The sequence below is a fragment of the Mycobacterium sp. GA-1285 genome (assembly GCF_001499905.1).
Lineage (GTDB): Bacteria > Actinomycetota > Actinomycetes > Mycobacteriales > Mycobacteriaceae > Mycobacterium.
This window is the reverse complement of the sequence record NZ_LQIS01000055.1, coordinates 70,669-95,086: the sequence shown is the minus strand read 5'-3', so window position 1 is coordinate 95,086 and position 24,418 is coordinate 70,669. Positions and strand designations below refer to the sequence as shown.

22 protein-coding genes are annotated in these 24,418 nt (G+C 66.4%); 10 read left to right on the top strand and 12 right to left on the bottom strand.

Going from position 1 to position 24,418, the window contains the following annotated elements:
- The first annotated feature begins 57 nt into the window (after positions 1–57).
- Genes AU193_RS22125 through AU193_RS22105 form a run of 5 tightly spaced genes read left to right on the top strand, consistent with a single transcriptional unit; the run spans position 58 to position 6,646 of the window.
- Positions 58–1,233, top strand: coding sequence for a Xaa-Pro peptidase family protein (locus AU193_RS22125; RefSeq protein WP_172798394.1), 1,176 nt, complete (start codon positions 58–60; stop codon positions 1,231–1,233).
- A 5-nt stretch (positions 1,234–1,238) separates the two neighbouring features.
- Entirely contained in the window at positions 1,239–2,381 is a 1,143-nt protein-coding gene (locus AU193_RS22120) for a Xaa-Pro peptidase family protein (protein WP_064424525.1), read from the top strand.
- Between the two features lies 1 nt (position 2,382).
- Entirely contained in the window at positions 2,383–3,333 is a 951-nt protein-coding gene (locus AU193_RS22115) for an enoyl-CoA hydratase/isomerase family protein (protein WP_064424524.1), read from the top strand.
- Positions 3,333–5,801 carry a CoA transferase gene (locus AU193_RS22110; RefSeq protein ID WP_064424523.1) on the top strand — a complete coding sequence of 823 codons (2,469 nt, stop codon included), beginning with the start codon at positions 3,333–3,335 and terminating at the stop codon, positions 5,799–5,801. The genes AU193_RS22115 and AU193_RS22110 overlap by 1 nt, the downstream gene beginning before the upstream one ends.
- An 8-nt stretch (positions 5,802–5,809) precedes the next feature.
- On the top strand, positions 5,810–6,646 hold the full coding sequence (locus AU193_RS22105; RefSeq protein ID WP_064424522.1) for an SDR family NAD(P)-dependent oxidoreductase: 837 nt from the start codon (positions 5,810–5,812) through the stop codon (positions 6,644–6,646).
- Between the two features lie 60 nt (positions 6,647–6,706).
- Here AU193_RS22105 and AU193_RS22100 read toward each other — a convergent pair whose 3' ends face one another.
- Complete coding sequence (locus tag AU193_RS22100) at positions 6,707–7,549, bottom strand: SDR family NAD(P)-dependent oxidoreductase (RefSeq protein ID WP_064424521.1); 843 nt, start codon at positions 7,547–7,549, stop codon at positions 6,707–6,709.
- An 18-nt stretch (positions 7,550–7,567) separates the two neighbouring features.
- A complete protein-coding gene (locus tag AU193_RS22095) occupies positions 7,568–8,644 on the bottom strand; it encodes an NAD(P)-dependent oxidoreductase (RefSeq protein ID WP_156425334.1) in 1,077 nt (358 codons plus the stop codon).
- A gap of 91 nt (positions 8,645–8,735) precedes the next feature.
- On the opposite strand from AU193_RS22095, the gene AU193_RS22090 reads away from it, so the two are divergent.
- Together AU193_RS22090 and fadD12 are read left to right on the top strand one after the other, a co-directional pair.
- The gene (locus AU193_RS22090) at positions 8,736–9,542 is read left to right on the top strand and encodes a lysophospholipid acyltransferase family protein (RefSeq protein ID WP_064424519.1); all 807 of its coding nucleotides are present in this window, start codon (positions 8,736–8,738) and stop codon (positions 9,540–9,542) included.
- Positions 9,543–9,545: 3 nt separating this feature from the next.
- A complete protein-coding gene (gene fadD12, locus AU193_RS22085; protein ID WP_064424518.1) occupies positions 9,546–11,153 on the top strand; it encodes an acyl-CoA ligase FadD12 in 1,608 nt (535 codons plus the stop codon).
- Here fadD12 and AU193_RS22080 read toward each other — a convergent pair.
- Positions 11,150–12,583, bottom strand: a complete 1,434-nt coding sequence (locus AU193_RS22080; protein WP_064424517.1) for a wax ester/triacylglycerol synthase family O-acyltransferase — start codon at positions 12,581–12,583, stop codon at positions 11,150–11,152. The genes fadD12 and AU193_RS22080 overlap by 4 nt on opposite strands.
- 159 nt (positions 12,584–12,742) lie before the next feature.
- On the opposite strand from AU193_RS22080, the gene AU193_RS22075 reads away from it, so the two are divergent.
- Positions 12,743–13,714 (top strand): NADPH:quinone oxidoreductase family protein, encoded by a 972-nt coding sequence (locus AU193_RS22075; RefSeq protein WP_064424516.1) that lies wholly within the window; start codon positions 12,743–12,745, stop codon positions 13,712–13,714.
- Between the two features lie 21 nt (positions 13,715–13,735).
- Here AU193_RS22075 and AU193_RS22070 read toward each other — a convergent pair whose 3' ends face one another.
- From AU193_RS22070 to AU193_RS22055, 4 genes are all read right to left on the bottom strand, one after another.
- Positions 13,736–14,479, bottom strand: a complete 744-nt coding sequence (locus AU193_RS22070; RefSeq protein WP_064424621.1) for an SDR family NAD(P)-dependent oxidoreductase — start codon at positions 14,477–14,479, stop codon at positions 13,736–13,738.
- A gap of 45 nt (positions 14,480–14,524) precedes the next feature.
- Positions 14,525–15,361, bottom strand: a complete 837-nt coding sequence (locus AU193_RS22065; protein ID WP_064424515.1) for a mycofactocin-coupled SDR family oxidoreductase — start codon at positions 15,359–15,361, stop codon at positions 14,525–14,527.
- Positions 15,362–15,399: 38 nt separating this feature from the next.
- The gene (locus tag AU193_RS22060; protein ID WP_371259273.1) at positions 15,400–16,530 is read right to left on the bottom strand and encodes a cytochrome P450; all 1,131 of its coding nucleotides are present in this window, start codon (positions 16,528–16,530) and stop codon (positions 15,400–15,402) included.
- A 311-nt stretch (positions 16,531–16,841) separates the two neighbouring features.
- Positions 16,842–17,558, bottom strand: a complete 717-nt coding sequence (locus AU193_RS22055; RefSeq protein ID WP_082683105.1) for a TetR/AcrR family transcriptional regulator — start codon at positions 17,556–17,558, stop codon at positions 16,842–16,844.
- A 122-nt stretch (positions 17,559–17,680) separates the two neighbouring features.
- On the opposite strand from AU193_RS22055, the gene AU193_RS22050 reads away from it, so the two are divergent.
- Positions 17,681–18,856: an acyl-CoA dehydrogenase family protein gene (locus AU193_RS22050; RefSeq protein WP_064424512.1), complete on the top strand. Its 1,176-nt coding sequence runs from the start codon at positions 17,681–17,683 to the stop codon at positions 18,854–18,856.
- Positions 18,857–18,868: 12 nt separating this feature from the next.
- Complete coding sequence (locus AU193_RS22045; RefSeq protein ID WP_064424511.1) at positions 18,869–19,651, top strand: enoyl-CoA hydratase; 783 nt, start codon at positions 18,869–18,871, stop codon at positions 19,649–19,651.
- Between the two features lie 65 nt (positions 19,652–19,716).
- Here the strand turns inward: AU193_RS22045 and AU193_RS22040 are convergent, their stop codons facing one another.
- The 5 genes from AU193_RS22040 to AU193_RS22020 all read right to left on the bottom strand — a co-directional run bounded on the left by AU193_RS22040 (position 19,717) and on the right by AU193_RS22020 (position 24,370).
- A complete protein-coding gene (locus AU193_RS22040; RefSeq protein WP_064424510.1) occupies positions 19,717–20,604 on the bottom strand; it encodes a type IV toxin-antitoxin system AbiEi family antitoxin domain-containing protein in 888 nt (295 codons plus the stop codon).
- A 175-nt stretch (positions 20,605–20,779) separates the two neighbouring features.
- Positions 20,780–21,547: an acyl-CoA dehydrogenase family protein gene (locus AU193_RS22035; RefSeq protein ID WP_064424620.1), complete on the bottom strand. Its 768-nt coding sequence runs from the start codon at positions 21,545–21,547 to the stop codon at positions 20,780–20,782.
- Positions 21,548–21,583: 36 nt separating this feature from the next.
- Positions 21,584–22,708 carry an acyl-CoA dehydrogenase family protein gene (locus AU193_RS22030; RefSeq protein WP_064424509.1) on the bottom strand — a complete coding sequence of 375 codons (1,125 nt, stop codon included), beginning with the start codon at positions 22,706–22,708 and terminating at the stop codon, positions 21,584–21,586.
- Positions 22,705–23,163, bottom strand: coding sequence for a nuclear transport factor 2 family protein (locus AU193_RS22025; protein WP_064424508.1), 459 nt, complete (start codon positions 23,161–23,163; stop codon positions 22,705–22,707). The genes AU193_RS22030 and AU193_RS22025 overlap by 4 nt, the downstream gene beginning before the upstream one ends.
- Entirely contained in the window at positions 23,150–24,370 is a 1,221-nt protein-coding gene (locus tag AU193_RS22020; protein ID WP_064424507.1) for an amidohydrolase family protein, read from the bottom strand. The genes AU193_RS22025 and AU193_RS22020 overlap by 14 nt, the downstream gene beginning before the upstream one ends.
- Positions 24,371–24,418 lie beyond the last annotated feature (48 nt).

Below are 24,418 nucleotides of genomic sequence, written 5' to 3'. Positions count from 1 at the left end.
ACAATCGCACCACAGTCGACGCAGTTCGACATCCCCGAGGTTCCCGATCTCGCCCGGATGTACCGAGAATGCGGTGCCCGGCTCCGTGACTCGATGCGGGACAAGGGTGTCGACGCCCTGGTTCTGCTCGGCAACGGCAACGTCGTCTACGCGACTGGCGTCAGCTGGCCTCTGCTCGACGCCGGGCTCTCGCACGTGGAACGCCCGGTGGCGATCGTGGTCGCCGACGACCCTCATCCGCACCTGTTCATGCCGTGGCGGGAGGGGTCGTCATCGCAGTGCGAGGTGCCCGACGATCATGTGCACGGGCCGTTGTACCTCGAATTCGACGAGGGCGTCGAACAATTCGCCAAGGTGCTGGCCGATCTCGTTCCTGCCGGAGGCAAGGTCGCGGTCGACGAGCTCACCGGTGCCATGCGCCGCGCGTCGGCAACGTTGTTCCCGTCGGGTGCTCCGTCGGACGCCGCGCAGGTCGTCGGACCGGCCAAGCTGGTCAAGACGCCCGACCAGGTTTCGTGCGTCCGCAACGCCTGCCGCATCACCGAAGAGGCGATGGTGGACGTGCAGAAGGCCCTCGCCCCCGGCGTTCGGCAGGTCGACCTCTCGGCAGCCTTCGTCCGGCGCGCGTTCGAACTCGGCGCGACCGCCAACATGCTCGAGGCCATCTGGCAGGTGATGCCCACGTCGAGGACCAGCGGTTCGGTCTGGACCACCACCGGAGACCTGGCGCTGCCCTTGCTGACCACCGAACGCGAACTCGAACGCGGCGACGTGTTGTGGACCGACGTCAGCATCACCTACAAGGGCTACTGCTCCGATTTCGGCCGCACCTGGTTGGTCGGCGATCAACCGAACGACCGCCAGCAGGCGCAGTTCGACAAATGGCGGGAGATTCTGTCCGCCGTGCTGTCGGTCACCAAGGCCGGCGCCACGAGCGGCGACCTCGCTCGCGCGGCGATCGCGGCCAACGGTGGTACCAAACCGTGGCTGCCACACTTCTACCTCGGTCACGGCATCGGCACCAACCCCGCCGAAATGCCGATGATCGGAACCGATCTGGGCGAGGAGTTCGACGACAACTTCGTGTTCCCGGCCGGGATGCTGCTGGTGCTGGAACCCGTGGTGTGGGAGGACGGCACCGGCGGCTACCGAAGTGAGGAGATCGTGGTCATCACCGACGACGGTTGCCAGTCCATCACCGATTACCCCTACGCTCCCTACGGACGGAACTGAACTGAATGGCACTCGAGATTCTGCCTGATGCAGGCGATCTGAGGCGGGGGCGCCGTGAGCGAGCACTGGCCCAGATGGAAGAACGCGACATCGACATCCTGGTGCTGGGTCGCCAGGCCAACGTACGGTACGTGACCGGCGCTCCGCAGTTGTGGGTGGCGGGCACCCGGCCGTTCGGACCGATCTGCGAGGTCATCAGGTCAACCGGCGAGATCCACCTCAACAGCACCTGGGACGAGGGCATCCCCGACGAGATCCCCCACGACCACCTGTATGGGCTGGCCTGGAACCCGATGACGCTCGTCGACGTGCTCAAGGCGCTGCCCGGGGCCGCCACCGCAAAGCGCGTTGGAACCGATTCGCTGACACCGACATTCGCGCAACTGCTGCCGATGGCCTTTCCCAACGCCGAACTCGTCGACGCCGAACCGGCGCTGCGGGCGGCGCACCGGATCAAGACCCCCGACGAGATCGCGGTGCTGCGCGGTGCGCTGGGCGTCGCGGAGACCGCACTGGAAGCGGCGCGGGCCGAGTTGGCGGCCGGGACGACCGAGAAGTCGCTGACCGGCGCGCTGATGGAGGCCATGGCGGCAGGCGGTGTCTGTACCCCCGCCACCCAGGACGGTGCGTGGGTGACCGGCAGGGAACACCCGTGGCGGCGTGCCCGCAGCGACGGCCGCATCGAAGACGGTGACCTGGTGGCGTTCTCCGCCGGCGCGCTGGCCGACGGTTACGTCGGCGAGGTCGGCCGCACATGGCCGGTCGGCGAGGTCGAAGGGGCCGCGGTCCCCGAACTCTACGATCGCTGGAACCGCCTGTGGGACAGACTGTTAGGCGCTTGCCAGCCGGGTCGGCCCGCCAGTGGCCTGCTCGCTGCCTACGAGGCGGCCGGTGAGCCGCTGCCCGCGATGCCCGTCGCGCACGGTCTCGGCCTGGGCTACGACTCGCCCGTCGTCACCCCGGCCCTGCGGGCCACCCTCGCCGACGAGGTGCTCGAACCCGGCATGGTGCTCGCGGTCAGCGGTTACGTCTGGCAACAGGGCGTCGGGGCGGTCTTCAGCCGCGACGCGGTGCACGTCACCGCCGACGGAGCCGAGGTGCTGACCTCCAGCCCGCTCTGGAGTGGTGCGGGCGTCGGAATCGGTTGACATGTCAGACCCCGGGAGTCGGCCCGCCCCTGAGGAAATCGTCCTCTACGAGAAGGATCCGGCGACCAAGATCGCGACCATCACGTTCAACCGGCCGGAGTACCTGAACGCGCCGACGTCGGCTGCGCGGTTGCGTTACGCCGATCTGTTGCGCGGCGCCACCGTCGACGACGACGTGAAGGTCGTGGTGATCCGCGGTGTCGGAGAGAATCTCGGCAGCGGTGCGGACCTACCGGAGTTCATGGACGGCGACGACGCCGCGCGGCTGGCCGAGTTACGCGTCGACGATCCGAGCGTCGTCTATCCGCCGAAAGGGTCGTTTCGGCACGGCGCGACGATGGGGCAGTGGTACGCCAACGTCGCGGCGGGCAACCGCGCGTTGCAGGAACTCAAGAAGATCAGCATCGTCGAGGCCAAGGGATACTGCTACGGCTGGCATTTCTACCAGTGCGCCGACGCGGACCTGGTGATCTCCAGCGACGACGCGCTGTTCGGTCATCCGTCGTTCCGGTACTTCGGCTGGGGACCGCGTATGTGGACATGGGTGATGACCATGGGGCTGCGGCCATTCCAGGAGATGGTGTACACCGGTCGCCCGTTCACCGCCGACGAGATGTTGGCGTGCAACTTCCTCAACAAGGTCGTGCCGCGCGACCAGCTCGAGGCCGAGGTCGCCAAGTATGCCCACGCGTGTGCGCGGAACCGGCCGGTGGACAGCGTCTTTCAGCAGAAGATGTTCTTCGAGGTGGTCAAGCAGTTCCAGGGTGAATACCTCGGCAGCCTGTTGTCGGCGATGTTCGAGTCGATGGGCGGCGCGGCACGACCGGACGGCGACGACTTCATGCTCGCCGATGCGATCGACGTGGGCCTCGCCGACGCCGTCAACGACAACGACGACAAGTTCCCGCCCGAGTTCCGGTTGAGCAAGGCCAACCGCAGAAAGAAGGATTAGTGCCGGCGCTGGAGGAGTACACCGTCGTTGACCTGTCGAGCGGCATCGCGGGCGGCTACGCCACCAAGCTGCTCGCCGACGGCGGCGCCACGGTGATCAAGGTCGAGCCGCCGCAGGGCGATCCACTGCGGACCTGGTCCGCCTCGTGTGCCCGCATCGAGCCCGGCAGTGACGGGGCCCTGTTCAGCTTCCTGGCCTGCTCGAAACACAGCGTCGTCGTCGATCCGCAGAACGCCGACGACCTGGACCTGCTGCGCGGGCTGATGCAGTCGGCCGATGCGGTGGTGTGGTCCCGCGGATCGGCGCTCGCCGAGCTCGAGGAGTTCGCGCCGGCAGCGTTGGTGGACGCCTACGGTCATCTGACCGTCACCGCAATCACCCCGTTCGGCCTCGAGGGACTGTGGGCGGACAAACCCGCCACCGAGTTCACCCTGCAGGCGTGGTCGGGCGGCGTGATCGGGCTGGGCCGGGGCGCGCCGGATCGCGCGCCGGTGTTCGTCGCGGGCCAGATCGGGGAGTGGCTCACGGGCGCGTACGCGGCTGCGGGCACCATGGCGACGGCGTCGGGTCTGGTCGATGTGTCGATGCTCGAAGCCCAGATACTCTGCCTGACTTACTATTCGGTGTCGTTTCACGATGCGCTCGGGCGCCCGTTCCGGGACCGCCGCCGGTTGACCGTCCCCGGTGTCGCCTCCGCGGCCGACGGGCTGGTCGCGCTGGGATGCGGCACCGCGCAACAGTGGTTCGACCTGTGCGCCATGGTCGGCCACGACGAGTGGATCGACGAGGGGGGCGACCTGTCGATCACCGAACAGGCCAACATCCACGCCGAGCAGATCTACGGGTGGGTGCGGGAGAACCGCGTCGAGGACATCGTCGAGCTGTCCAGCGCGTTCCGGATTCCGAACGCACCGGTCGGAAACGGCGCCACCGTTACGGGTTTCGACCAGTTCGTCGAACGCGGCACGTTCGTCACCAATCCGCGCGACGGGTTCACCCAGCCCGGGCCGCCGTACCGCACCACCCCGTCGCTGCTGCGCCTGCCCGAACCGGCGCCGACGCTCGGCGAGCACACCGGCCTGTATCGTTCGCGAACGGTACAACAGGGTCGCGATTCCGCCGAGGATACGACCCTGGGGTTAGTTTCGCGAACGGTACAACAGGGTCGCGATTCCGCCGAGGACGCGACCCTGGGGTTAGTTTCGCGAACACCGTTCGAGGGGCTACGGGTGCTCGATATGACGAGTTTCTGGGCCGGCCCGTCGTGCACCCATATGCTGGCGTTACTTGGCGCCGAGGTGATCCACGTCGAGTCGACGGCGCGTCCCGATGGCACGCGGCTCATCGCCGGGGTGCCGATCACCGAGGAGCAGTGGTGGGAACGCTCGCCGATCTTCTCTGGCCTGAACACCAACAAGAAGAGTGTCACGCTCGACATCCGTTCCGAGCGCGGCGTCGAATTGCTGCGTGAGTTGATCACGACCTGCGACGTCGTCGTCGAGAACTACACGCCGCGGGTGCTCGATCAGATCGGTCTGAACTTCGATGCCGTGCACCGGCTGCGCCCGGACGCGATCGTGATGCGCATGCCGGGTTTCGGGCTCGACGGCCCGTGGCGCGACAAGCCGGCGTTCGCCTACGTGATCGAGGACTGTTCCGGAATCACCTGGCTCACCGGTCATCCCGATCAGAACCCGGTGGAGCCGTATTCGGTCGGTGATCCCAACGCGGGTGTGCACGGACTCAACGCGTTGCTGCTCGCGCTGGCGCACCGCAGGCGAACGGGGGAGGGTGTTCGGATCGAGGCCGCGATGGTCGACGCCGCGCTCAACGTTGCCGCCGAGCAGGTCATCGAATACTCGGCCTATGGGAATCTGCTGCAGCGGCAGGGGAACCGGGGGCCGGCCGCCGCACCGCAGAACCTGTACCGCACCAGTGAACTCGACGAGTTCGGTCGCCCGGACGACTGGGTGGCAATCGCAGTGGCCACCGACGAGCAGTGGGCCGGCCTGGTCGACGCCCTCGGGTGCCCGGCGTGGGCAACCGGCGAACTGGCCACGGTCGACGGGCGGCGCCGCAACCACGACACCATCGACGAGCATCTGAGCGCATGGTGCGCCGACCGCACCGGCGACGAGATTGTCGAAACCCTCTGGGCGGCAGGCGTTCCGGTGGCCAAGGTGATGCAACCGCACCGTGTCGGCGACCTTCCGCAGCTGGTGCACCGCGGCTTCTACGAAGAGGTCGACCATCCGGTCAACCCGCCGGCGCGGCACAGCACGCTGCCCATGCGCCTCGCGTCGGTGCGCAGCTTCCACCACAGCCCCGCACCGCTGCTGGGGCAGCACAACCGTGAGGTGTTGTCCGGTCTCGGGCTCAGCGAGGACGAGATCGCGGAACTGGAGGAGCAGGGGGTCATCGGATCGGCTCCCGCGGGTCTCACCATTCGCACGACCAAAACTGGTTGACTCGACCCGTGGCAATCGATCCGTCGGACATCCTGCTGACCGGGCGCGTCGCGGTCGTCACGGGCGGCGGCGCCGGTATCGGCAAGGGAATCGCCGAAGGGCTCGCCGCCTTCGGGGCGTCCGTCGCGATCTGGGAGCGTGACCCCGACACCTGCGCCGCGAGCGCCGAAAGCCTTGGCAGAATTGCCGGCTCGGCCAGCGGGAGCGCGCTGAGCATAGTCACCGATGTGCGTGACAGCGCGCAGGTCGACGCCGCGCTCGACGCCACGGTCAGCGACCTGGGCGAGGTCTCGATCCTGGTCAACAACGTCGGCGGCGTGTTCTTCTCCTCGATGCTCGAGACGACGGAGAACGGCTGGGATGCGCTGTACCGGGCCAACCTGCGGCATGTGCTGTTGTGCACCCAGCGGGTGGCGCGCCGGCTCGTAGACGCGGGCAGGCCGGGCAGTGTCATCAACGTGACGTCGATCGAGGGTGTGCGCGCCGCACCCGGATACGCCGCGTACGCCGCGGCCAAGGCCGGCGTCATCAACTACACGCAGACCGCGGCGTTCGAACTGTCACCCCACGGGATAAGGGTCAACGCCATTGCCCCGGACCTCACCCTCACCGAAGGGTTGATGCAGATCTCCGGCGGCACGCTGAGCACCGATGTCGCGCCCGGCATACCGATGGGCAGACCCGGACACGTCGACGAGATTGCTTCGGCCGCAGTCTTTCTCGCCTCCGACATGTCAAGCTACATCACCGGTCAGACGATTCATGTCGACGGAGGCACACAAGCAGCGGGCGGCTGGTATCACCACCCGCAGACCGGCCGCCCGACACTCGGCCCGCAACGGTGATTTGGGCGCGCTACCAGTCGATCAGCGATAGGTAGTGCGCCGAAACCGTGGGGGAGGGGGTCAGTGGGTCCAGCCCGCAGCGGACTGGTCGTCGAAGGTGCGGTCGATGCGCTCGAAGCGGCGCCGAATCGAGCCGCGGGCCGCGCTGTGCGGCAGGACGTAGAGCCGGTTGGCCTCGATCGCGTCGGCGGTCAGGCGGGCCACCTCGTCGACGTCGAGCACGGAGTCGTCGCTCGGGTCCGACGCCAGCTGCTGCACCGTGTCGGCGGCCGACCCGGTGGCCGGACCGTAATCCTCACTGCGCACCCGTTCCGTGTTGGCCAGCAGATTGGTGTCGACGATCATGGGGCACAACACCGTCACACCGATGCCGTGGCCGCGCACCTCGCGCGACAACGTCTCCGCGAGCGCGACGACGCCGTACTTGGCCACGCAATAGGGGCCCAGACCGACGTTGGGGATCAGCCCCGCGAACGACGAGGTGAACGCGATGTGACTGTCGGCCTCCTGCGCGATCAGCCGCGGCAGGAACGCCTCGACGCCGTGGATCGGGCCCCACAGGTCGACGTCGATGACGAACCGCCAGTCGTCATGGCTGGTCTGGGCGATTGGCCCGGCATAGGCAATACCGGCGTTGTTGAACACCAGGTGCACGTCGCCGAACACGCCGAAGGCCGCGTCGGCCAACCGGTTGACGTCGTCGAGCTTGCGCACATCGCACAGCACGCCGTGGGCGTCGACGCCGTCGGCGCGCAGTTCGGCCACCGCCCGATCGAGAGCCGCGGAATCGATGTCGCTGAGCATGATGCGCGCGCCGCGCCTGGCGAATTCGCGTGCGGCGGCGAACCCTATGCCGCTGGCCCCTCCGGTGATGACGGCCGAGCGTCCGTTGAAGTCTTCCACCCGGCGAACATTAGGCCGTCAGTCGAAGTCGCGTGGTCGATCCCACGACGGGTCGCCCAATCGCTTGCGGATGGCACCCCAGGGATCGGCATACTCGCCGGGCGCGTTCCAGTAGACCGAGCGGCGTTTGAGTACTTCGCGCGCAATCGGCGCCAAGGGCCGCAACAGGTACCGCTTCATCCCGAAGTTGGCACGCAGCTCGGCCATCATGTCGGGCCACGAGTAGTGCTGGAATTGCAGCGCTTCCTGCGCTCGGGTTGTGTCCATCCAGTCGGTGACGAACCAGTCGCCGTCGCTGTCCGGGTTGCCGGGCCGGCCCTTTGGTATCGCGCCCGGAATGCCCAGCGCCTCCGACATCGCGGCCCCGATGTCGCCTTGCCGGTGCTGGTGCGAGTCGTCGCCGGCGATCAGCAGGATCTCGCGGGCGGCGTCGGCCGTGGTGGCCGCCGCGCATGCCCACGCGACGTCGCGTACGTCGACGCTGTGCAACCGGCCGTCTGTGGGCAGCGCGCTTTCGAACACCAGCGCATCCGCGGTCAGCGGGAAGGCCGAGATATCGGTGCCGAGTACACCCCCGAAGCGCAGGACCACCCACTCCAGGCTCGACGAGCGCACGATCTCTTCGGCCTCGGCCTTGGTTCCGCTGTACAGATCGCACGGCCGCATCGGATCGTCGGCGCGAAGCGGAGGTGTCGTCCTGTACGGGTTGCGGGGGCCGAAGACCGCATTGCTGGAGGCATGCACAAGTCGTGGCGGGACGGGCTGATCTTCGGCGACGCGCACCAACGTCGCGGTGGCTTCGACATTCACCCGCCGGGCGAGTTTCGGGTTCTGGTAGATCCGCGGGGGGATGACCGCGGCGAGGTGAATGATCGCCTCGGGGGCGACGTCGTCGATCAGACGCCGCACCTGAGGCTCGTCGGTCAGGTCGGTCCATCGCACCGAGGCGCCCCGCGGAAGCTTCGCCTGTGCTTTCCTGTTCGCAGGGGTGTCCAAGTCGGCCACCACCACGGAGCGTCCGAGTTCCGCGAGCCTGCGCACGGTCGCCGACCCCACCAGGCCGAAGCCGCCGGTCACCAATACCGCTGCCACGATACCTCCCACCTGCGAATATGACATTCTCTTTTGACGAAAGTAGCATGTTCAGGTCTAGCGGAGGGGCGGCGCGAGGTATGACAGGTACGGCATGAACAGCAACGGAGCGCAGAAGCCGGAAGTCGCCAAGTGGGACCCCGCATTCACCCGAGGCATCGCGAACACGGTCGGCCCACTCATCCGACGGTACTTTCGCGCTGAGGTACGCGACTTGGACGCCATGCCCGCTGCCGGTGGCGCGCTATTGGTGTCCAATCACTCGGGCGGCATGCTGACCCCCGATGTGCTGATTTTCGCGCCTGCCTTCTACGAGAAATTCGGCTTCGACCGCCCGGTGTACACGCTTGGACACGACGCCATATTCGTCGGGCCGGTCGGCACGTTGCTGCGGCGCGCGGGCGTCATCGGAGCCAATCGGGAGAACGCCGCGAAGGCCCTGCGGGAAGGCGCGGTGGTGTTGGTCTTCCCCGGCGGGGACTACGACTCCTACCGGCCGACGTTCAGCGAGAACGTGATCGACTTCGCCGGCCGTACGGGCTATGTGCGTACCGCTATCGAAACCGGGGTGCCCATCGTGCCCATGGTGTCGATCGGCGCGCAGGAGACACAACTGTTCCTCGCCCGCGGTGACTCGATCGCACGGCGAATCGGTCTCAGGAAGCTGCGCGCCGAAATCCTGCCGATCAGCGTCGGTTTCCCGTTCGGCGTATCGGTCTTCTTCCCGCCGAACCTGCCGTTGCCGTCGAAGATCGTCATGCGGGTACTGCCGCCCATCGATGTGGTCGAGCAGTTTGGGGAGGAACCCGACGTCAAGGAGGTCGACGCCCACGTGCGCAACGTGATGCAGGCAGCGCTCGACGAATTGTCCGCCGAACGCCGATTCCCGGTACTGGGCTGACTGATGGCGGACGTTCTGGGACTCGTGCAGACGCTGTGGCGGGCGGGCCTGATCGCGCCGCTGCGGCCGGACAAATACGTGCGGATGGGGGCGGCGGTGCGCCGCGTGGGAATGACGGCGACGGTCGGTTTCGCCGCGGCCGCGCAGCGCTGTCCCGACCGTCCCGGGCTCGTCGACGAACGCGGCACCCTGACTTGGAAGCAGATCGACGACCGCTGCGACGCCGTGGCCACCGGCCTGCAGAACCTACCCGGCGGCACGCCGAAAACCGTTGCCGTGATGTGCCGCAACCATCGCGGCTTCATCGAATCCCTGGTGGCCTCCAACCGGATCGGCGCCGACGTGCTGCTGCTGAACACCTCGTTCGCGGGTCCGGCGCTGGCCGAGGTCGTCGATCGGGAAGGCGCCGACGTCGTCGTCTACGACGAGGAGTTCTCGGCGATTGTCGAACAGGCCATGGCCGACAAGCCGGACGCGACGCGCATCCTCGCCTGGACCGACGAAGTTACCGACGGCCCAACGCTCGATCGACTCATCGAAGCCAATCTCGGCAAGCGGCCCGCTCCGGCCGAACGCAAGAGCGACATCATCTTGCTGACGTCCGGCACCACCGGGACCCCGAAGGGCGCCAAACGCGGTGAAGGCAGCGGCGGCGCAGGCGATCTCAAGGCGGTTCTGGACAGGACGCCGTGGCGCGCCGAAGAGGCGACCGTCATCGTCGCGCCGATGTTCCACGCGTGGGGCTTTTCGCAGTTGCTGTTCTCCGCGCTGCTGGCCTGCACCATCGTCACGCGGCGCAAATTCGACCCGGAGGCGACGCTGGAGTTGATCGACCGCTACAAGGCGACCGGCCTGGTCGTGGTACCGGTGATGTTCGACCGGATCATGGACCTGCCGGACGATGTGTTGAATCGCTACAGCGGCAAGTCACTTCGCTTCGCAACGGCTTCGGGTTCCCGGATGCGTCCCGATGTGGTGATCAAGTTCATGGACCGGTTCGGCGACGTCATCTACAACAACTACAACGCCACAGAGGCGGGGATGATCGCCACCGCAACGCCGTCGGACCTGCGAGCGGCGCCCGACACGGCCGGAACCGCCGCCGATGGCACCGAGATCCGCATCTACGACGCGGATTTCAACGAGCTTCCCGCCGGGCAGACCGGTCAGATCTTCGTCCGCAGCGGCACACTGTTCGACGGATACACCAGCGGCAAGACCAAGGACTTCCACGACGGGTTCATGGCCTCCGGAGATGTCGGTTACCTCGACGAGGCCGGGCGGTTGTTCGTGGTCGGCCGCGACGACGAAATGATCGTCTCGGGAGGCGAGAACGTCTACCCGATCGAGGTCGAGAAGACGCTGGGCCGACATCCCGACGTCAAGGAGGCGGTGGTGCTGGGCGTCGACGACGAGCAGTACGGTCAGCGCCTCGTCGCTTTCGTCGTGCTCAACGACGGGGGCAGCGCCAACCCCGACGACCTCAAGCAGCACGTCCGCGACAACCTCGCCAACTACAAGGTGCCGCGGCAGATCACCGTCCTCGACGAACTGCCGCGCGGCAGCACCGGCAAGGTGGCGCGAAAAGACCTGCTCGACCTCGTCGACTAGCGGGCCGCCGTGGCCGGGGCCATCGCCGTACTCACCACGGATAGTGCGGAAAGCCCTGCCGCGGAGCGGATCTCGTCGAGCCCGTGCACCATCGCGTCGGTGGCTTCGTGGATGTCGTCGAAAGTTCGGTCGTCGGACAGGATCGAGATGTCGACCTGGTCGACGTAGCTCCACACCGTCATGTTGAACGCGCTACCGGCCGAGAGCACGCCGATCGAGTAGATCTCGCTGACCGGAGCGCCACCGACGTGACCGCGGCGGCGTGGTCCCGGCACACTCGATACCGCGACGTTCATCAGCGGGTTGTGCTTGGCGCGCTGGCTCTGCCACCGGAGCAGTGCCGGTGTCAGCGGGGGAGGAAGGTACTCCATCAGCTGGCCCTGTAGTTTCGGGCCGAGTAGTTCGTAGTTCTCCTTGGCGAGCGTGGTCGCCAAGGAGGTCAGCCGCACTCGTTCGAGCGGATCGTCGATGTGAACGGGCAGAGACACCGACAGGCCGCCGATCTCGTTGCCGGTGATCCGGTCCGGTGACATATCCGTACTGACCGGCACCGACGCCATCAACGGGCGGTCCGCGCGCCCGTCGTAGCGCAGCAGTAGTTCGCGCAGCCCGCCCGCCGCGGTCGCCAGCACGATGTCGTTGAACGTGACCTTGAGCTGCTTGGCGGTCTCCTTGACCTCGGCCAGCGACAGTGACGCCGTCGCGAACGTTCGACCCGGCGAAACCACGTGGTTGAGGAACGTCGGCGGGGTGTGGAACATCTTCGCCAGGTCCGGTTGATCGGCGCGCTCTTTGGCACGTCGCCGCAACTTGGCGAACCCCCGGACGGCGTCGCGGGCGAGCGTAGGCAGTGCGGCGAAGTTCGTGGCGTGGTCGCGTATCGCGAACTTCATCAGTTCGGAGCGACCCGGGGCGTCACAGACGGCGTAGTCCTCGCGCTCGTGTTGTGTGCCGTCCGCGAGATCCATCAGCCGGGCAAGCAGATTCGCCGATGCCACACCGTCGGCCAGTGTGTGGTGCACCTTGCCGATGATCGCGAAACGGTCGTCGGCCATTCCGTCCGCGAAGTGGAACTCCCAGAGCGGTCGGCTACGGTCGAGCGGCGTGCTGGCGATCCGGCCGATGACCTCGTCGAGCTCGCGGCGGCCGCCTGGGCTCGGCACGTGCACACGGCGCAGGTGGTAGTCGAGATCCACCGGGCAGTCCTCGAGCCACATCGGGTGATGCAATTTCCACGGGATGTCGACGAGCCGGTAGCGCAGTGGGTCGAGCAGATGCAGCCTCCGGGCGATGGTCCGCCGGAACAGGTCGAACGTGAACTCACCGTCGAACTCGGCGGCGTCGACGATCGCCACCTTCAACGTGTGCGTGTGCAGGTTGGGCGTCTCGCTGTAGAGCAGCATGGCGTCCATGCCGTTGAGTCGCTTCACATCCCCACCCCCTTCCGGACCTCGGTGCCCAAGGGTCCATCGAACCACTCGAACGGTCATGCCCGGGTGGTTTCGGTCAGCAGGACCAGCGCGGGAGCGAAGCGAGGCTTGCATGGCCCGATGACTAGTGTGAGGTAGTTCAACGATTGGAGTGTGCCGATGAGGGCGATCGTGTGCCGGGAGTACTGCCGACCCGAAGATCTGGTGCTCGACGAACTTCCCGACCCGACACCGCAACCCGGTCAGGTCGTCATCCGGGTGCGTGCCGCCGCGGTGAACTATCCGGACGTGTTGTTGATCGGTGGCAACTATCAGGTCAAGGTGCCGCCGCCGTTCAGCCCCGGCAGCGAGATGGCCGGAGAGGTGATCGCCGTCGGTGACGGGGTCGACTGCCCCGTCGGCTCCCGAGTGACCGCGACGACGTTCGTCGGCGCCTTCGCCGAGCAGGCGGTGGTCGACGCACGCGCGGTGTCGCCGATTGCCGATGGCGTCGACTACGCCGAAGCCGCCGCGTTCGGGGTCACCTATCGCACCGCTTACTACACATTGAGGACGATCGCTCCGGTGCAGGCGGGGGACTGGGTCGTCGTGCTCGGCGCCGCCGGGGGCGTGGGTCTCGCCGCGGTCGACATCGCGCGACTTCTCGGGGGCAGGGTGCTGGCCGCGGCATCCGGTCCGGAGAAGCTCGAGCTGTGCCGCGAGCGCGGCGCCGAAGCATGTGTGGACTACGACCGCGAAGACCTGCGTGACCGGATCAAGGAGATCACCGGCAGGGCCGGCGCGCAGGTCGTCGTCGACCCCGTCGGCGGACCGTACGCCCTGCCCGCGCTGCGCGGCCTGGGGCGGGGCGGAACCTTCGTCACGCTCGGCTACGCGGCCGGCGAGATCCCATCTGTTCCGCTGAATCTGGTTCTGCTGAAGGGCATTACCGTTCGCGGCATGGAGATCCGGACCTTCGCGTCCGACTATCCGGACGAGGTCTCACGCGACGACGAAGAACTGGACGCGCTCTTCGCCGAAGGGAAGCTTCGCCCGTACATCGGTGCCCGTTTTCCGCTCGACGACGCCGCAGTCGCCCTGCGTCACGTCGCCGAGCGAAAGGCGGTCGGCAAGGTCGTCATCGACATCTGATGCCTTCGGCCACAGAGTGTTTCACAATGTGCGGAACAGTCCGCCGTCGACGAGGATCTGTGCACCGTTGATGTAACTGGCCGCGTCGCTGGCCAGGAAAACGCACAAGCCGACCATGTCCTCGGGCACCCCGATCCGCTTCATCGGGTTCATCGCCGCCGCCGCGGCTTGCGCCTCCGCGCCCCACGACTTCGAGATGTCGGTGTCGAACGCGCCCGGCATGACGAGGTTGGCCCGGACTTTGGGAGCCCATGCCCCGGCCAGGGCCAGGGTGAGAGCATTCAGCCCTGCCTTGGCCATGGCGTAGGGCAAATCGGCCGTATCCGGCCGCAGCGTGCCCGCCGTGGTGACGTTGATGATCGACCCGCCGTCCGCCTGTGCCATTCGAGTTCCGAAAAGCGTTGCCAGCCGGAACGGTCCGCGGGCATTGACCGCATGCACCTTGTCGTAGAGCTCCTGGGTGACCGACGTGAGATCGTCGTACACCGGCGACATTCCGGCGTTGTTGATCAGCACGTCGCATCGACCGAACGCATCGTAGACGTTCTCGGCGAGCATGTCGGCGTCGTCCCACCGGCCCACATGGCATCCGACGGGCAGGGCCCGGCGACCCGTGGTGCGCTCGATCTCCGCGGCGACCGACTGACAGTTCTCGAGCTTTCGGCTGGCGATCACCACGTCGGCGCCCGCCTCCGCGAAGCCCTGAGCGACCGCGCGCCCGATACCGCGGCTGCCGCCCGTGATGACCACGACCTTGCCGCTCATGTCGAGCAGCTCCGCGAGACGGGTCACCGACTCTCCGTGCAATCCCTACTTGAGGCAGCTGCCACCGTCGACCGGCAGCGTCACCCCGGTGATGTAGCGGCTCTCGTCGGAGGCCAGGAACAGCACGGCGTTGGCGATGTCTTCGGGCTCCACCCAGCCGATCGGCAGCGTGTGCATCATCTGCGCGACGACCTTCATGTCGTCGGGGCCCGGGTTCTCCAGGTCGGGACGGAACAGCTTCATCGTCCCTTCGTTCATGTACAGCGGCGTGTTGACGTTGGTCGGGTGCACCGAGTTTACGCGTATGTTCTGCGCGCCGAGCTCGACCGCGAACGTCCGCATCAGGCCCACCACACCGTGTTTCGCGGCGACGTAGTGGCCAGTGTGCGGGTAGGCCTTCAGGCCGCCGACCGAGCTGGTGAGGATGATCGAACCGCCGCGCCCACCGGCCAGGATGTGCGGCACTCCGGCCTTGACGGTCTTCCAGACGCCGCCGAGGTTGACGTCGATCATGTCCGTCCAGTCGCCTTCGCTGGTCTTGTCCAGTGTCGCGCCGCCGTTGCCGATGCCGGCGTTGGCGACGATGATGTCCAGTCGGCCGAGCTGTTCGACACCGGTGTCGACGGCGGCCTTGAGTGCATCGAAGTCGCGGACGTCGACCTCGGCGGTGTAGATGCGTCGGTTGAGACCCTTCACCAGATCAGCCGTCTCGGCGAGGTCTTCGGGCGTCGACAGTGGGATCTGCACGCTGTCGATCTGCTTGCAGATGTCGACGGCGATGATGTCGGCGCCTTCCTGGGCCAGTCGTACGGCATGGGCGCGGCCCTGGCCGCGGGCGGCGCCGGTGATGAAAGCGACCTTGCCTTCAACGCGTCCGGTCATCGTTACCTCGATTCGTTGTGGTTACGGGATTTTCGGTGTTATTTCGAGTTGACGAAGGTGGGCATGGATTCCCAGCCGCGGACCGCGGTGGTCTGCGACGGGCGGGCGTTGGGCCAGTCGACCTCCCACGTCGGGAATCTCTTGAGGATTTCCTCGAGCGCGATCCGGCCCTCCAGACGCGCCAATGCATTACCCATGCAGAAGTGCGTCCCGGCTCCGAACGTCATATGAGAGTGCAACTCCCGGTGGATATCGAAGACGTCGCCGTCCGGCGGGAAGCGGCGATGGTCGCGATTGGCGGCGCCCACCAGCATCAGCATCGCCGATCCCTCGGGCACCGTCTGACCGTAGTATTCGACGTCGCGGGTCACGTAACGGGCGATCTGCAACGCCGGCGGCTCCCAGCGCAAGATCTCTTCGATCGCTTGAGGGATCAGGCTTGGGTCCGCCACCAATTCGGCGCGCTGATCCGGGTAATCGGCGAGTGTCTTTCCCGCCCAACCGATCAAGCGCGTCGTGGTCTCGCTGCCCGCCGTGGCGATGACCGTCAGGTACATCAGCAGTTCCTCGCGACGCAGTCTGCGACGGCTGCCGGTCTCGTCTTCGAACTCGGCGTTCAGCAGGTCGGTCATGATGTCGTCGGAGGGGTGATCGGTGCGGTAGTCGATGAATTCGGCGAACACCTCACCGGTTGCCAGTAGATCGACCGAGTCGCTCTGCAGCGTCGCTTCGCCGTGCTCGGTGACGCGGCGCTGGTCGGCTTCCGGTATGCCCAACAGCATTCCGATGACACGCATCGGCATCTGTGCACCGAGGTCGTTGACGAAGTCGAACTTGTCAGCGCCGATCAGCGGGTCCAGGCAGCGGGAGGTGAACTCGCGGATCTGGGGTTCCAGTGCCTGCACCTTGCGCGGGGTGAACACCCGGGACAGCAGGTTGCGGTGGATGTTGTGGATCGGCGGATCCTCGAAAATCAGTGTGCCCGGGGGGATTTCCATGCCCGACTTGATGACCTCGAGCAACGCTCCTCGACCCGAGATGAAGGTCTGATGGTCGATGACGGCCTTGTTGACATCGTCGAATCGGCTCAACGCGTAGAAGTCGTGTTTGGTGTTGTAGTACAGCGGGGCTTCCTCGCGGAGACGCGCGAAGACCGCGTAAGGGTTCATGTTGAGCTCGATGTTGTACGGGTCGTAGTACAACTCGTCCTGCGCCGCATCGTGCACGTCTGAGTTTTCAGCGCTGATCGTCACCGGATCGCCTCTCGCCGGTCAGGTCGCATAAGACATTGGGCTGGCATTTGTCTCACAACTTTGGCATTCGTCCCGAAGGAGTGTCAATAAGAGATTCAAATCGGAATACTTAAGCTCTTCGCTCGGAAGAATATGGTTCTCCGCATGGCCTGTAGGACGTGCGCACGGGGACGCGATGAGGGCGAGAACATGATTCTCGCCACGGATGTGAGAACGGAGTTCTCCGCCTAGACAGCGGCGAATCCGTGCGAGACGAAGTCCCAGACCTCATCGGCCGTGATCGGGTGCGTGGTCCCGTCTTCGGCGCCGTTGGACTGAGCGACGAACATGACCGTCTGCATAGTCATCGCCGCCATCCGCTTCGGGTTGATGCCCTCCCGCAACTGGCCCGCGGCGCCGGCCTCTTCCATCAGCTCGGTCAGCAGCGCGAGCAGCGGTGCGTGCGCGACCTTGACCTCGGCAGGGTGCGAGAGCAGAAGTCGGGGCGCGAAATCGGTGAACAGCGGCCGCTTGGCGGTGGGATCGGGGCGCGAGGATTCGAACAGCAACTGCACGGCGACCTTGAGGCGCTCGATGGGCTCACCGGCGGTGGTGGTGGCGGCGCGGATCTGGTCGGCCGACCGGCTCAGCGCATCCTCGAAGAGCGCCAACAGCAGCTCATGCTTACCGTCGAACTGCAGGTAGAAGCTGCGAAGCGATTGCCGCGAGCGGTCGACGACCTCTTGGACGGTGAAGTCGGTGCTGCCCTTCTCGATGATGATGGCCTGCGCGGCGTCCAGGAAGCGCTGTACGCGCTGCGCGGCGCGCAGCTTAGCGGTCTTGATCGACCGTTCGACCGCGCGCTGTTTCCAAGCGGGCTCTTCGCTGGGGCTTGTCACCGGCGGCTCAGATGCTGGCCGGGAGGGGAGAACATGAACTGACTGTACCGGAGAACGTCTCGCCATTGCGGTCCTCGACCCCCTCGCGGCCAACGTGTCAGAGATTGTAACTTTCTCACGATGAGAATAGTATTCTCATTTTGGAGATAGCAATAGTCCTACCAAAGATTAGATCCGGCGGGAGTCGCGTGCAGCTCACCTTCGATGCCCACGTCGAGGCATTCCGCGCCGAGTTCAACGCCTTCCTCGATGAACATCTTCCCTCTGATGCCGCCGCCCTCGAGCGGTCGCGGTCCAGCAGCGACGTGCCGGGTTGGGCTCGTGACTGGCAGCGGCTGATGTTCGACAACGGCTGGCTGCTGCCCGGATACCCGCCGGAATTCGGCGGGCGCAACGCGACGATCCTTCAGCAGTACGTCCATCAGCAGGAACTGGCACGTCGGGGCGTGTATCTGACCTACAACCCACAGGGCGTCAGCATCATCTCGGCGTCGTTGATCTCGTTCGGCTCGCCCGAACAACAGCGCCGGTGGGCGATTCCGATCCTGCGCGCCGAGATCACCGCGTCGCTCGGGATGAGCGAGCCGGGCGCCGGTTCGGATCTCGCGTCAGTGCGGACCGCCGCGGTGCAGGACGGGGACCACTTCGTCGTCAACGGGCAGAAGGTGTGGACGTCGGGAGCGCACGACGCCGATGTCCTGCTGACTTTCGTTCGTACCGATCCGAATGCCGCCAAACACAAGGGCATCAGTGTGCTGATGATCCCGACGGACCTGCCGGGCGTGGTGCGGCGCCCCTTCGCGTCGCTGTGTGACGCCGACGACCTCGATTTCAACGAGGTCTTCTTCAACGACGTGCGGGTGCCAGCGGAGAATTTGATCGGACCGCTGAACGAGGGTTGGCGGGTCGCCAACGGTTCGCTCGGGCATGAGCGAAACATGTTGTGGCTCAGCTATGCGGACCGCCTGCAGGAGCTGGTCGAGGATTTCCGTCCCGCCTCCGCACTCGATCGTGACCGGTACGCCGGGCTGGTGATGGACAACCAGGCGCTGCGCCTGCTCGGTTCGGTGGCACTCGCGCGTGCCGCCCGCGGCGATGAGGATGTGCCCGCTCTGTCGGTGCTCAAACTCCTCGGCTCGGAGGCGTCGCAGTCGGCGGCCGAGTACGCGGTGGGCGCGGCGGGCGTCGACGCGTTGGCCCATCCGTCGTTCTCGGGGCCCTACAGCGCACACCATCTGGAGTTGTACCGGTGCGGCTGGTTCGAGCGCTACGTTCGCACGTTCGGCGGCACGATTGCCGGCGGCACCTCAGAGATCCAACGCAACATCATCGCCCAGCGACTGCTGGGACTGCCTCGAAACTAGAAGGACCGCACCATGTACATCGAATACGAGGTCGCCGACCGCATCGCGACCATCACCCTGAACCGGCCGGAAGCGGCCAACGCGCAGAACCCGGAGCTGCTCGACGAACTCGACGGCGCATGGACCAGAGCGGCCGGGGACCCCGAGGTCTCGGTGATCGTGTTGCGCGCCAACGGGAAACACTTCTCGGCCGGCCACGACCTACGCGGTGGGGGACCGGTGCCGGACAAGATCACGCTGGAGTTCATCATTCAGCACGAGGCTAAGCGTTATCTGGAGTACACGCTGCGCTGGCGCAACGTGCCCAAGCCGTCGATCGCCGCGGTGCAGGGTCGCTGCATCTCCGGTGGGCTGCTGCTGTGCTGGCCGTGCGATCTGATCATCGCGGCCGACGACGCGCAGTTCTCCGACCCGGTGGTGCTGATGGGCATCGGCGGCGTCGAATACCACGGCCACACATGGGAACTCGGGCCGCGGAAGGCCAAGGAGATCCTGTTCACCGGCCGCGCGATGACGGCCGAGGAGGTCGCTGCCACCGGCATGGTGAACAAAGTGGTGCCGCGCGATCAGCTCGACTCGGAAACCAGGGCGATGGCCGAACAGATCGCGAAGATGTCACCGTTTGCGCTGCGCCAGGCCAAGCGGGCCGTCAATCAGACACTCGACGTGCAGGGGTTTTACGCCGCCATCCAGTCAGTGTTCGACATCCACCAGACCGGCCACGGCAACGCGCTCAGTGTGAGCGGATGGCCGGTGCTGGTGAACCTCGACGAGATGAAGGCCAGCATCCAGTAATCCTTTGCCGCGAGCGTGCGTGTCTGCACGCGACACACCGCCAGATTTCGACACTTTGCGCGCGCTCACGCGGCGCGAGCGTGACGGAGCTGTCGGTCGATCCTGCCTACGAAGTCCGCCGCCCGGTGCCGCACGTCGTCTGAGACGATCGCGATGACGGTCCAGCCGACGTCCTGCAGGGCGAGTTGGCGTCGGCGGTCATTGCGCAGCACGTCGGGATCGGTGTGCCAATCGATGCCGTCGTACTCAACCGCGACATGACAATCCGGCCATGCGAAGTCGAGACGTCGCAGTTGTCCGTTGCCGTCGACGACCTCGTACTGCAGTTCGGGCATCGGCAATCCACCGTCGATCATTGCCAGCCGCGCTTCACTTTCCATCGGGGACTCGGCGCGTCCGTCGGCGAGAGGAAGTAGATCGCGCACCGCGACAATGCCGCGCCGGCCGGCCTGTTGGATTGCCGCACGCCATAATTCGGGTAGCGTGCACGTTCCGGAGCGGAGCGCGGCATCGAGCGTTGCGAGTGCGCGGGGCCGTCGCAAAGCGCGGGCCACTTCGATCGCAGTCCATGCCGGTGACGTCGCGACCCGGTCGCCGGTGTGGACCAGCGGTGCGCCTTTCCGGCGGTGCACCACAAGACCGTCGGCCGGGCGCAGCTGGTGGCCGGGGGGATTGAGAACGTGAAGTGCGGGAGGCCCTTCGGTGTCAAAGCCGAACAGGGCCGCGGCGGTCGACAGGCACACTGGTACCGTCGTGCCGCACGACAGGTCCAGTCCGCGCAGCCGTAGCTCGTCCGTTGGCTCGCCGAGACAGTAGATTCCGTGCCAGATTCGCTCGAGATACTTGGCTTTCAGCACTGATTCGAATGTGTATCTGGGAATGATCGCCAGGATCTGGGCGCTGGTCGCCACGCCACCTTGCTCGTCGAACAACTGCCTCAGGGCGGTATCCATGGCGGCAATCCTCGCGCCGACGCGTCAACAGCTCGGACGCGACGAACACCGTCTGTGGATGAATCAGCCCTTGTGCACAGTCGGTGGCGCCGAACGTGCGCAAAGTGCTGAGATTCCGCGGCGTGTCGGGTGCAAACACGCACGCTCGCGGCTAAAGGGAGCTCGCGGAAATGAACTAGAGGTGGGCGAGGCGGGGGACCGAGCCTCTGGCCCGCAGGCCGGCTCCGGCTCTCTTGGTGAGTTCGCGTGAGCTGCCGAGCAATCCGTCGAGCACCAGGGCCCGCTTGATGTGGCGGTGCAAATCATGTTCGGCGGTGAAGCCGATGCCGCCGAGCACCTGCTGGCAGTGCTTGGCCGCCGTCATCGCCGCCTTGCCCGCAGCGGCTTTCGCGAGCATCGCCGTCAGGTCCGCGCTTTCCGTGCCGGGCAGGCCCAGCGTCGCCTCGGCGCCTTCGATCGCCACGAGCGTCTCGGCCAACCGGTGCCGGATGGCCTGGAACGACGCGATCGGCTTACCGAACTGGACGCGGTCCAACGCGTGCTGACGGGCCAGTGCGAGCATTCCGCGTGCCGATCCGACCAGCCACCAGCCCACCGCGCGACGCGCCTCGCCCATTCGCATCAACTCGCCGTCGGGCACCCGGCGCAACGGCAGGTCACCCAGCGTCGGCTCGGTGTTGGCCGCGCGCTCCCAGACCACCCAGCTGCCACCGGTATACGGCATCGGCGGCGTACCGCCGGGCAGCCCGCCGATGGTCTCGAGCAGCACATCGTTGAGAACCGAAGCGTGCGAACCGGTTTCGCCCAGCAGGCGGAACACCAGCGGGATCGCCTGATCGGGTGTGTCCGCCAGCATTTCAGCCCAACCGAGCTCCGCCAGCGCCGCGTCCAGCTCCGCTCCGGAGGCGGACAGCATCGTCTTGCGCAGGGTGTCTTCGAGCATCGCCAGCGATTCGGCGTCCAAACCGGATTCCACTCCTCACTCCTTACCGAGGTCGAGCAGGCGACGGGCGATGATGTTGCGTTGCACCTCAGCGGTGCCGCCGTAGATGCTCGCGGCCCGCGAATACAGGTACTCGGTCCGCCAGACGTTGTCTTCGAGCTCGATGCGTCCCGGCAACAGGTCGCGCACGGTGTCGTAGAGCCGCTGCTCGGCGCCCGCCAGCAACACCTTGTCGATCGAGGTGTCCGCACCCAGTTTCTGTCCCTCGCCCAGCCGGTGCTGGGTCGCGCGCGAACGGCAGCGCAACGTGTGCAGCGCCAGGTATACCTCGCCGAGATCCGAATCTGAGGCGGTGCCAAGCCCTTTGACTTCGTTGACGAGGTCGTCGAATCGCGAGTACAGGTAGGCGATGCGCTGCCAGAAGCAGGTGGAACGCTCGTAGGGGAGCAGGTCCATCGCCAGCTTCCAACCGTCTCCGGGGTTGCCCAGCATCCGGTCCGCGGGCACCACGACGTCGTCGAAATACACCTCGCAGAACTCGTCGACATCGTGCATCGTGCGCAGCGGTCGCACCGAGACACCCGGCGAATCGAGGTCGACGAAGAAGGCGGTGATCGCCTCGTGGTTGGGCGTGTTCGCGTCACCGGTGCGGGTGAGCAGGATGCAGCGGGTGGCGTACTGGGCGAAGCTGGTCCACACCTTCTGGCCGTTGACCACCCAGTTGTCGCCTTGTGGCACAGCGCGGGTCGTCAACGACGCCAGGTCGCTGCCCGAACCGGGTTCGGAAAAACCCTGACACCACGACTCTTCACCCGAGAGCAGCCGCGGCACCATCTCCGCGGCCAGTTCCGGCCGGGCGTAGTCGATCATGGTCGGCGTGAGCACGTCGAGCATCGAGTACGGGCCCGGATGGTCGAGACCGCGTCCCACGACCTCCTCGCCGACGATGGCGCGCAGGATGTCGGGACCGCCGAGCCCACCGGCGGACTCCGGCCAGCCGTAGCGCATCCAGTCGGCGTCGTACAGCGCCTTGAGCACTCGCAGGTGCTGGGCTTGATGCGCGTCGAGCGAGTCGTCGTCGGGAGAGGTCAGGTCGTTCGCGTCGAGCCATTCCCGCAGTGCAGCGCGAAATGTGGCGGGGTCGTAGAGATCGTTACTCATCCGGCCTCCGGAGCCGCTCCGGCGGCGACATCCGGGTCGGGCCTTCCGATGGCGTGCGGGCGACCGGAGTCGTGGTCACCGCTGCGCCGAATGAACGTCATGGCACGGGTTTTCAGCCGCCAGCCGTCGTCGGTGCGGACGTAGGTGTCGTTGTAGTAGCCGATGCGCATGTCATGTTTGGAGTGCTCGATGAAGCACAGCGGCTGCGTACCCGACGCCTTGTCGGGGTCGTTCTCGTCGAGGTGGACCAGTGACGTGCCGGTCATGAACAAGCCCTTGGGCGCGGCGTCGACGAGCTCGGGGAATCGGTTCAGCGTGTAGGTGGAGCCGAACGCGCTGTACGTTCCGTCCGGGGTGAACACCGAGATCAGGCCGTCGATGTCGCCCTGGGTGATGGTGACGGCGTACTTGGCCAGCAGCTGCTGGATCTCGACGAGATCGTCAGTTCGAGTCATGTCGGAAGACCTTACCGCCCTTCATTACAAAGCTGACATCCCGTGTAACGGTGATATCGGCGAGGGGATCACCGGGCACCGCGATGATGTCCGCGAGGTACCCCTCGGCGATGCGGCCCAGGTCGGGTTTGTCGATCAGATCCGCGGCAACGACGGTGGCCGCGCGCAGTACGGCGTCGGGCGGCATGCCCCAGTCCACCAACGTGACGAGCTCGTCGGCGTTCTTGCCGTGCGGAATGGCCGGAGCGTCGGTGCCGACGGCGATCTTCACGCCCGCCTCGTAAGCGGCCTTGATCGACGTACGAGCCTTGGGGAACATCTCGGCAGCCTTGTCCTGCAAGGCTTTCGGTGCCCGGGACACATCCATCGCCTCGGCCAGGCGACGCGTGGTCACCAGCCACCGGTCGCTGTCGACGAGCATCTGGATGGCCTCGTCGTCCATCAGGAAGCCGTGCTCGATGCAGTCGATGCCGCACGCGACGGCGTGCTTGACCGCCTCAGCTCCGTGGGTGTGAGCGGCCACCTTCAGCCCACGCCGGTGCGCCTCGTCGACGATGGCCCGCAACTCCTCGTCCGAATAGTGTTGTGCGCCGGCCTCTCCGGTCAGCGACATCACGCCACCGGAGACGCAGACCTTGATCAGCTGCGCGCCGTGCTTGATCTGGTAACGCACGGCCTTGCGGATCTCGTCGACGCCGTTGGCGATGCCCTCCTCGATCGTCAGCTCCAGCGCGCCGGGCATGAAGGCGGCGAACATCGTCGGATCCAGATGGCCACCGGTCGGGGTGATCGCGTGGCCGGCCGGAATCACCCGCGGACCGTCGATCCAGCCCGCGTCGATCGCCTTGCCCAGCGCGACGTCGAGCAGGTATCCGCCGGTCTTGACGAACAGCCCGAGGTTGCGAACCGTTGTGAAACCCGCCCGCAAGGTGCGTCGGGCGTTGCCCACCGCTCTCAGCACCCGCGTGGCGGGGTCGTCCTGCACCTGGGACAGGCCGGGGTTCTCGCCCCGGCCCCCCATCAGAAGGTTGACCTCCATGTCCATCAGGCCGGGCAGCAGGATGGCGTCACCGAGATCGATGACGTCACCCTCGCCGTCCGTCGCACCGCCGACGCCGGCGATCCGGTCGCCGTCAATCCGCACGATGCCCGGCCGGACGATCTCGCCGGCATCGACGTCGAGTAGACCCGCCGCTTTGAGGGTCACTGCGCTCGGCGATGTGGGGGCACCGCCCGCTTGCGGGGGACCGCTTGC

Bases quoted from the DNA above. Each gene is read 5' to 3' on its own strand.
- AU193_RS22045 (WP_064424511.1), top strand. From the start codon at position 18,869: ATGTACATCGAATACGAGGTCGCCGACCGCATCGCGACCATCACCCTG.
- AU193_RS22035 (WP_064424620.1), bottom strand. From the start codon at position 21,547: ATGCTCGAAGACACCCTGCGCAAGACGATGCTGTCCGCCTCCGGAGCG.
- AU193_RS22065 (WP_064424515.1), bottom strand. From the start codon at position 15,361: ATGACCGGACGCGTTGAAGGCAAGGTCGCTTTCATCACCGGCGCCGCC.
- AU193_RS22060 (WP_371259273.1), bottom strand. From the start codon at position 16,530: ATGAACCCTTACGCGGTCTTCGCGCGTCTCCGCGAGGAAGCCCCGCTG.
- fadD12 (WP_064424518.1), top strand. From the start codon at position 9,546: ATGGCGGACGTTCTGGGACTCGTGCAGACGCTGTGGCGGGCGGGCCTG.
- AU193_RS22115 (WP_064424524.1), top strand. From the start codon at position 2,383: ATGTCAGACCCCGGGAGTCGGCCCGCCCCTGAGGAAATCGTCCTCTAC.
- AU193_RS22025 (WP_064424508.1), bottom strand. From the start codon at position 23,163: ATGACTCGAACTGACGATCTCGTCGAGATCCAGCAGCTGCTGGCCAAG.
- AU193_RS22055 (WP_082683105.1), bottom strand. From the start codon at position 17,558: ATGGCGAGACGTTCTCCGGTACAGTCAGTTCATGTTCTCCCCTCCCGG.
- AU193_RS22070 (WP_064424621.1), bottom strand. From the start codon at position 14,479: ATGAGCGGCAAGGTCGTGGTCATCACGGGCGGCAGCCGCGGTATCGGG.
- AU193_RS22125 (WP_172798394.1), top strand. From the start codon at position 58: ATGTACCGAGAATGCGGTGCCCGGCTCCGTGACTCGATGCGGGACAAG.
- AU193_RS22090 (WP_064424519.1), top strand. From the start codon at position 8,736: ATGAACAGCAACGGAGCGCAGAAGCCGGAAGTCGCCAAGTGGGACCCC.
- AU193_RS22040 (WP_064424510.1), bottom strand. From the start codon at position 20,604: ATGGATACCGCCCTGAGGCAGTTGTTCGACGAGCAAGGTGGCGTGGCG.
- AU193_RS22030 (WP_064424509.1), bottom strand. From the start codon at position 22,708: ATGAGTAACGATCTCTACGACCCCGCCACATTTCGCGCTGCACTGCGG.
- AU193_RS22120 (WP_064424525.1), top strand. From the start codon at position 1,239: ATGGCACTCGAGATTCTGCCTGATGCAGGCGATCTGAGGCGGGGGCGC.
- AU193_RS22075 (WP_064424516.1), top strand. From the start codon at position 12,743: ATGAGGGCGATCGTGTGCCGGGAGTACTGCCGACCCGAAGATCTGGTG.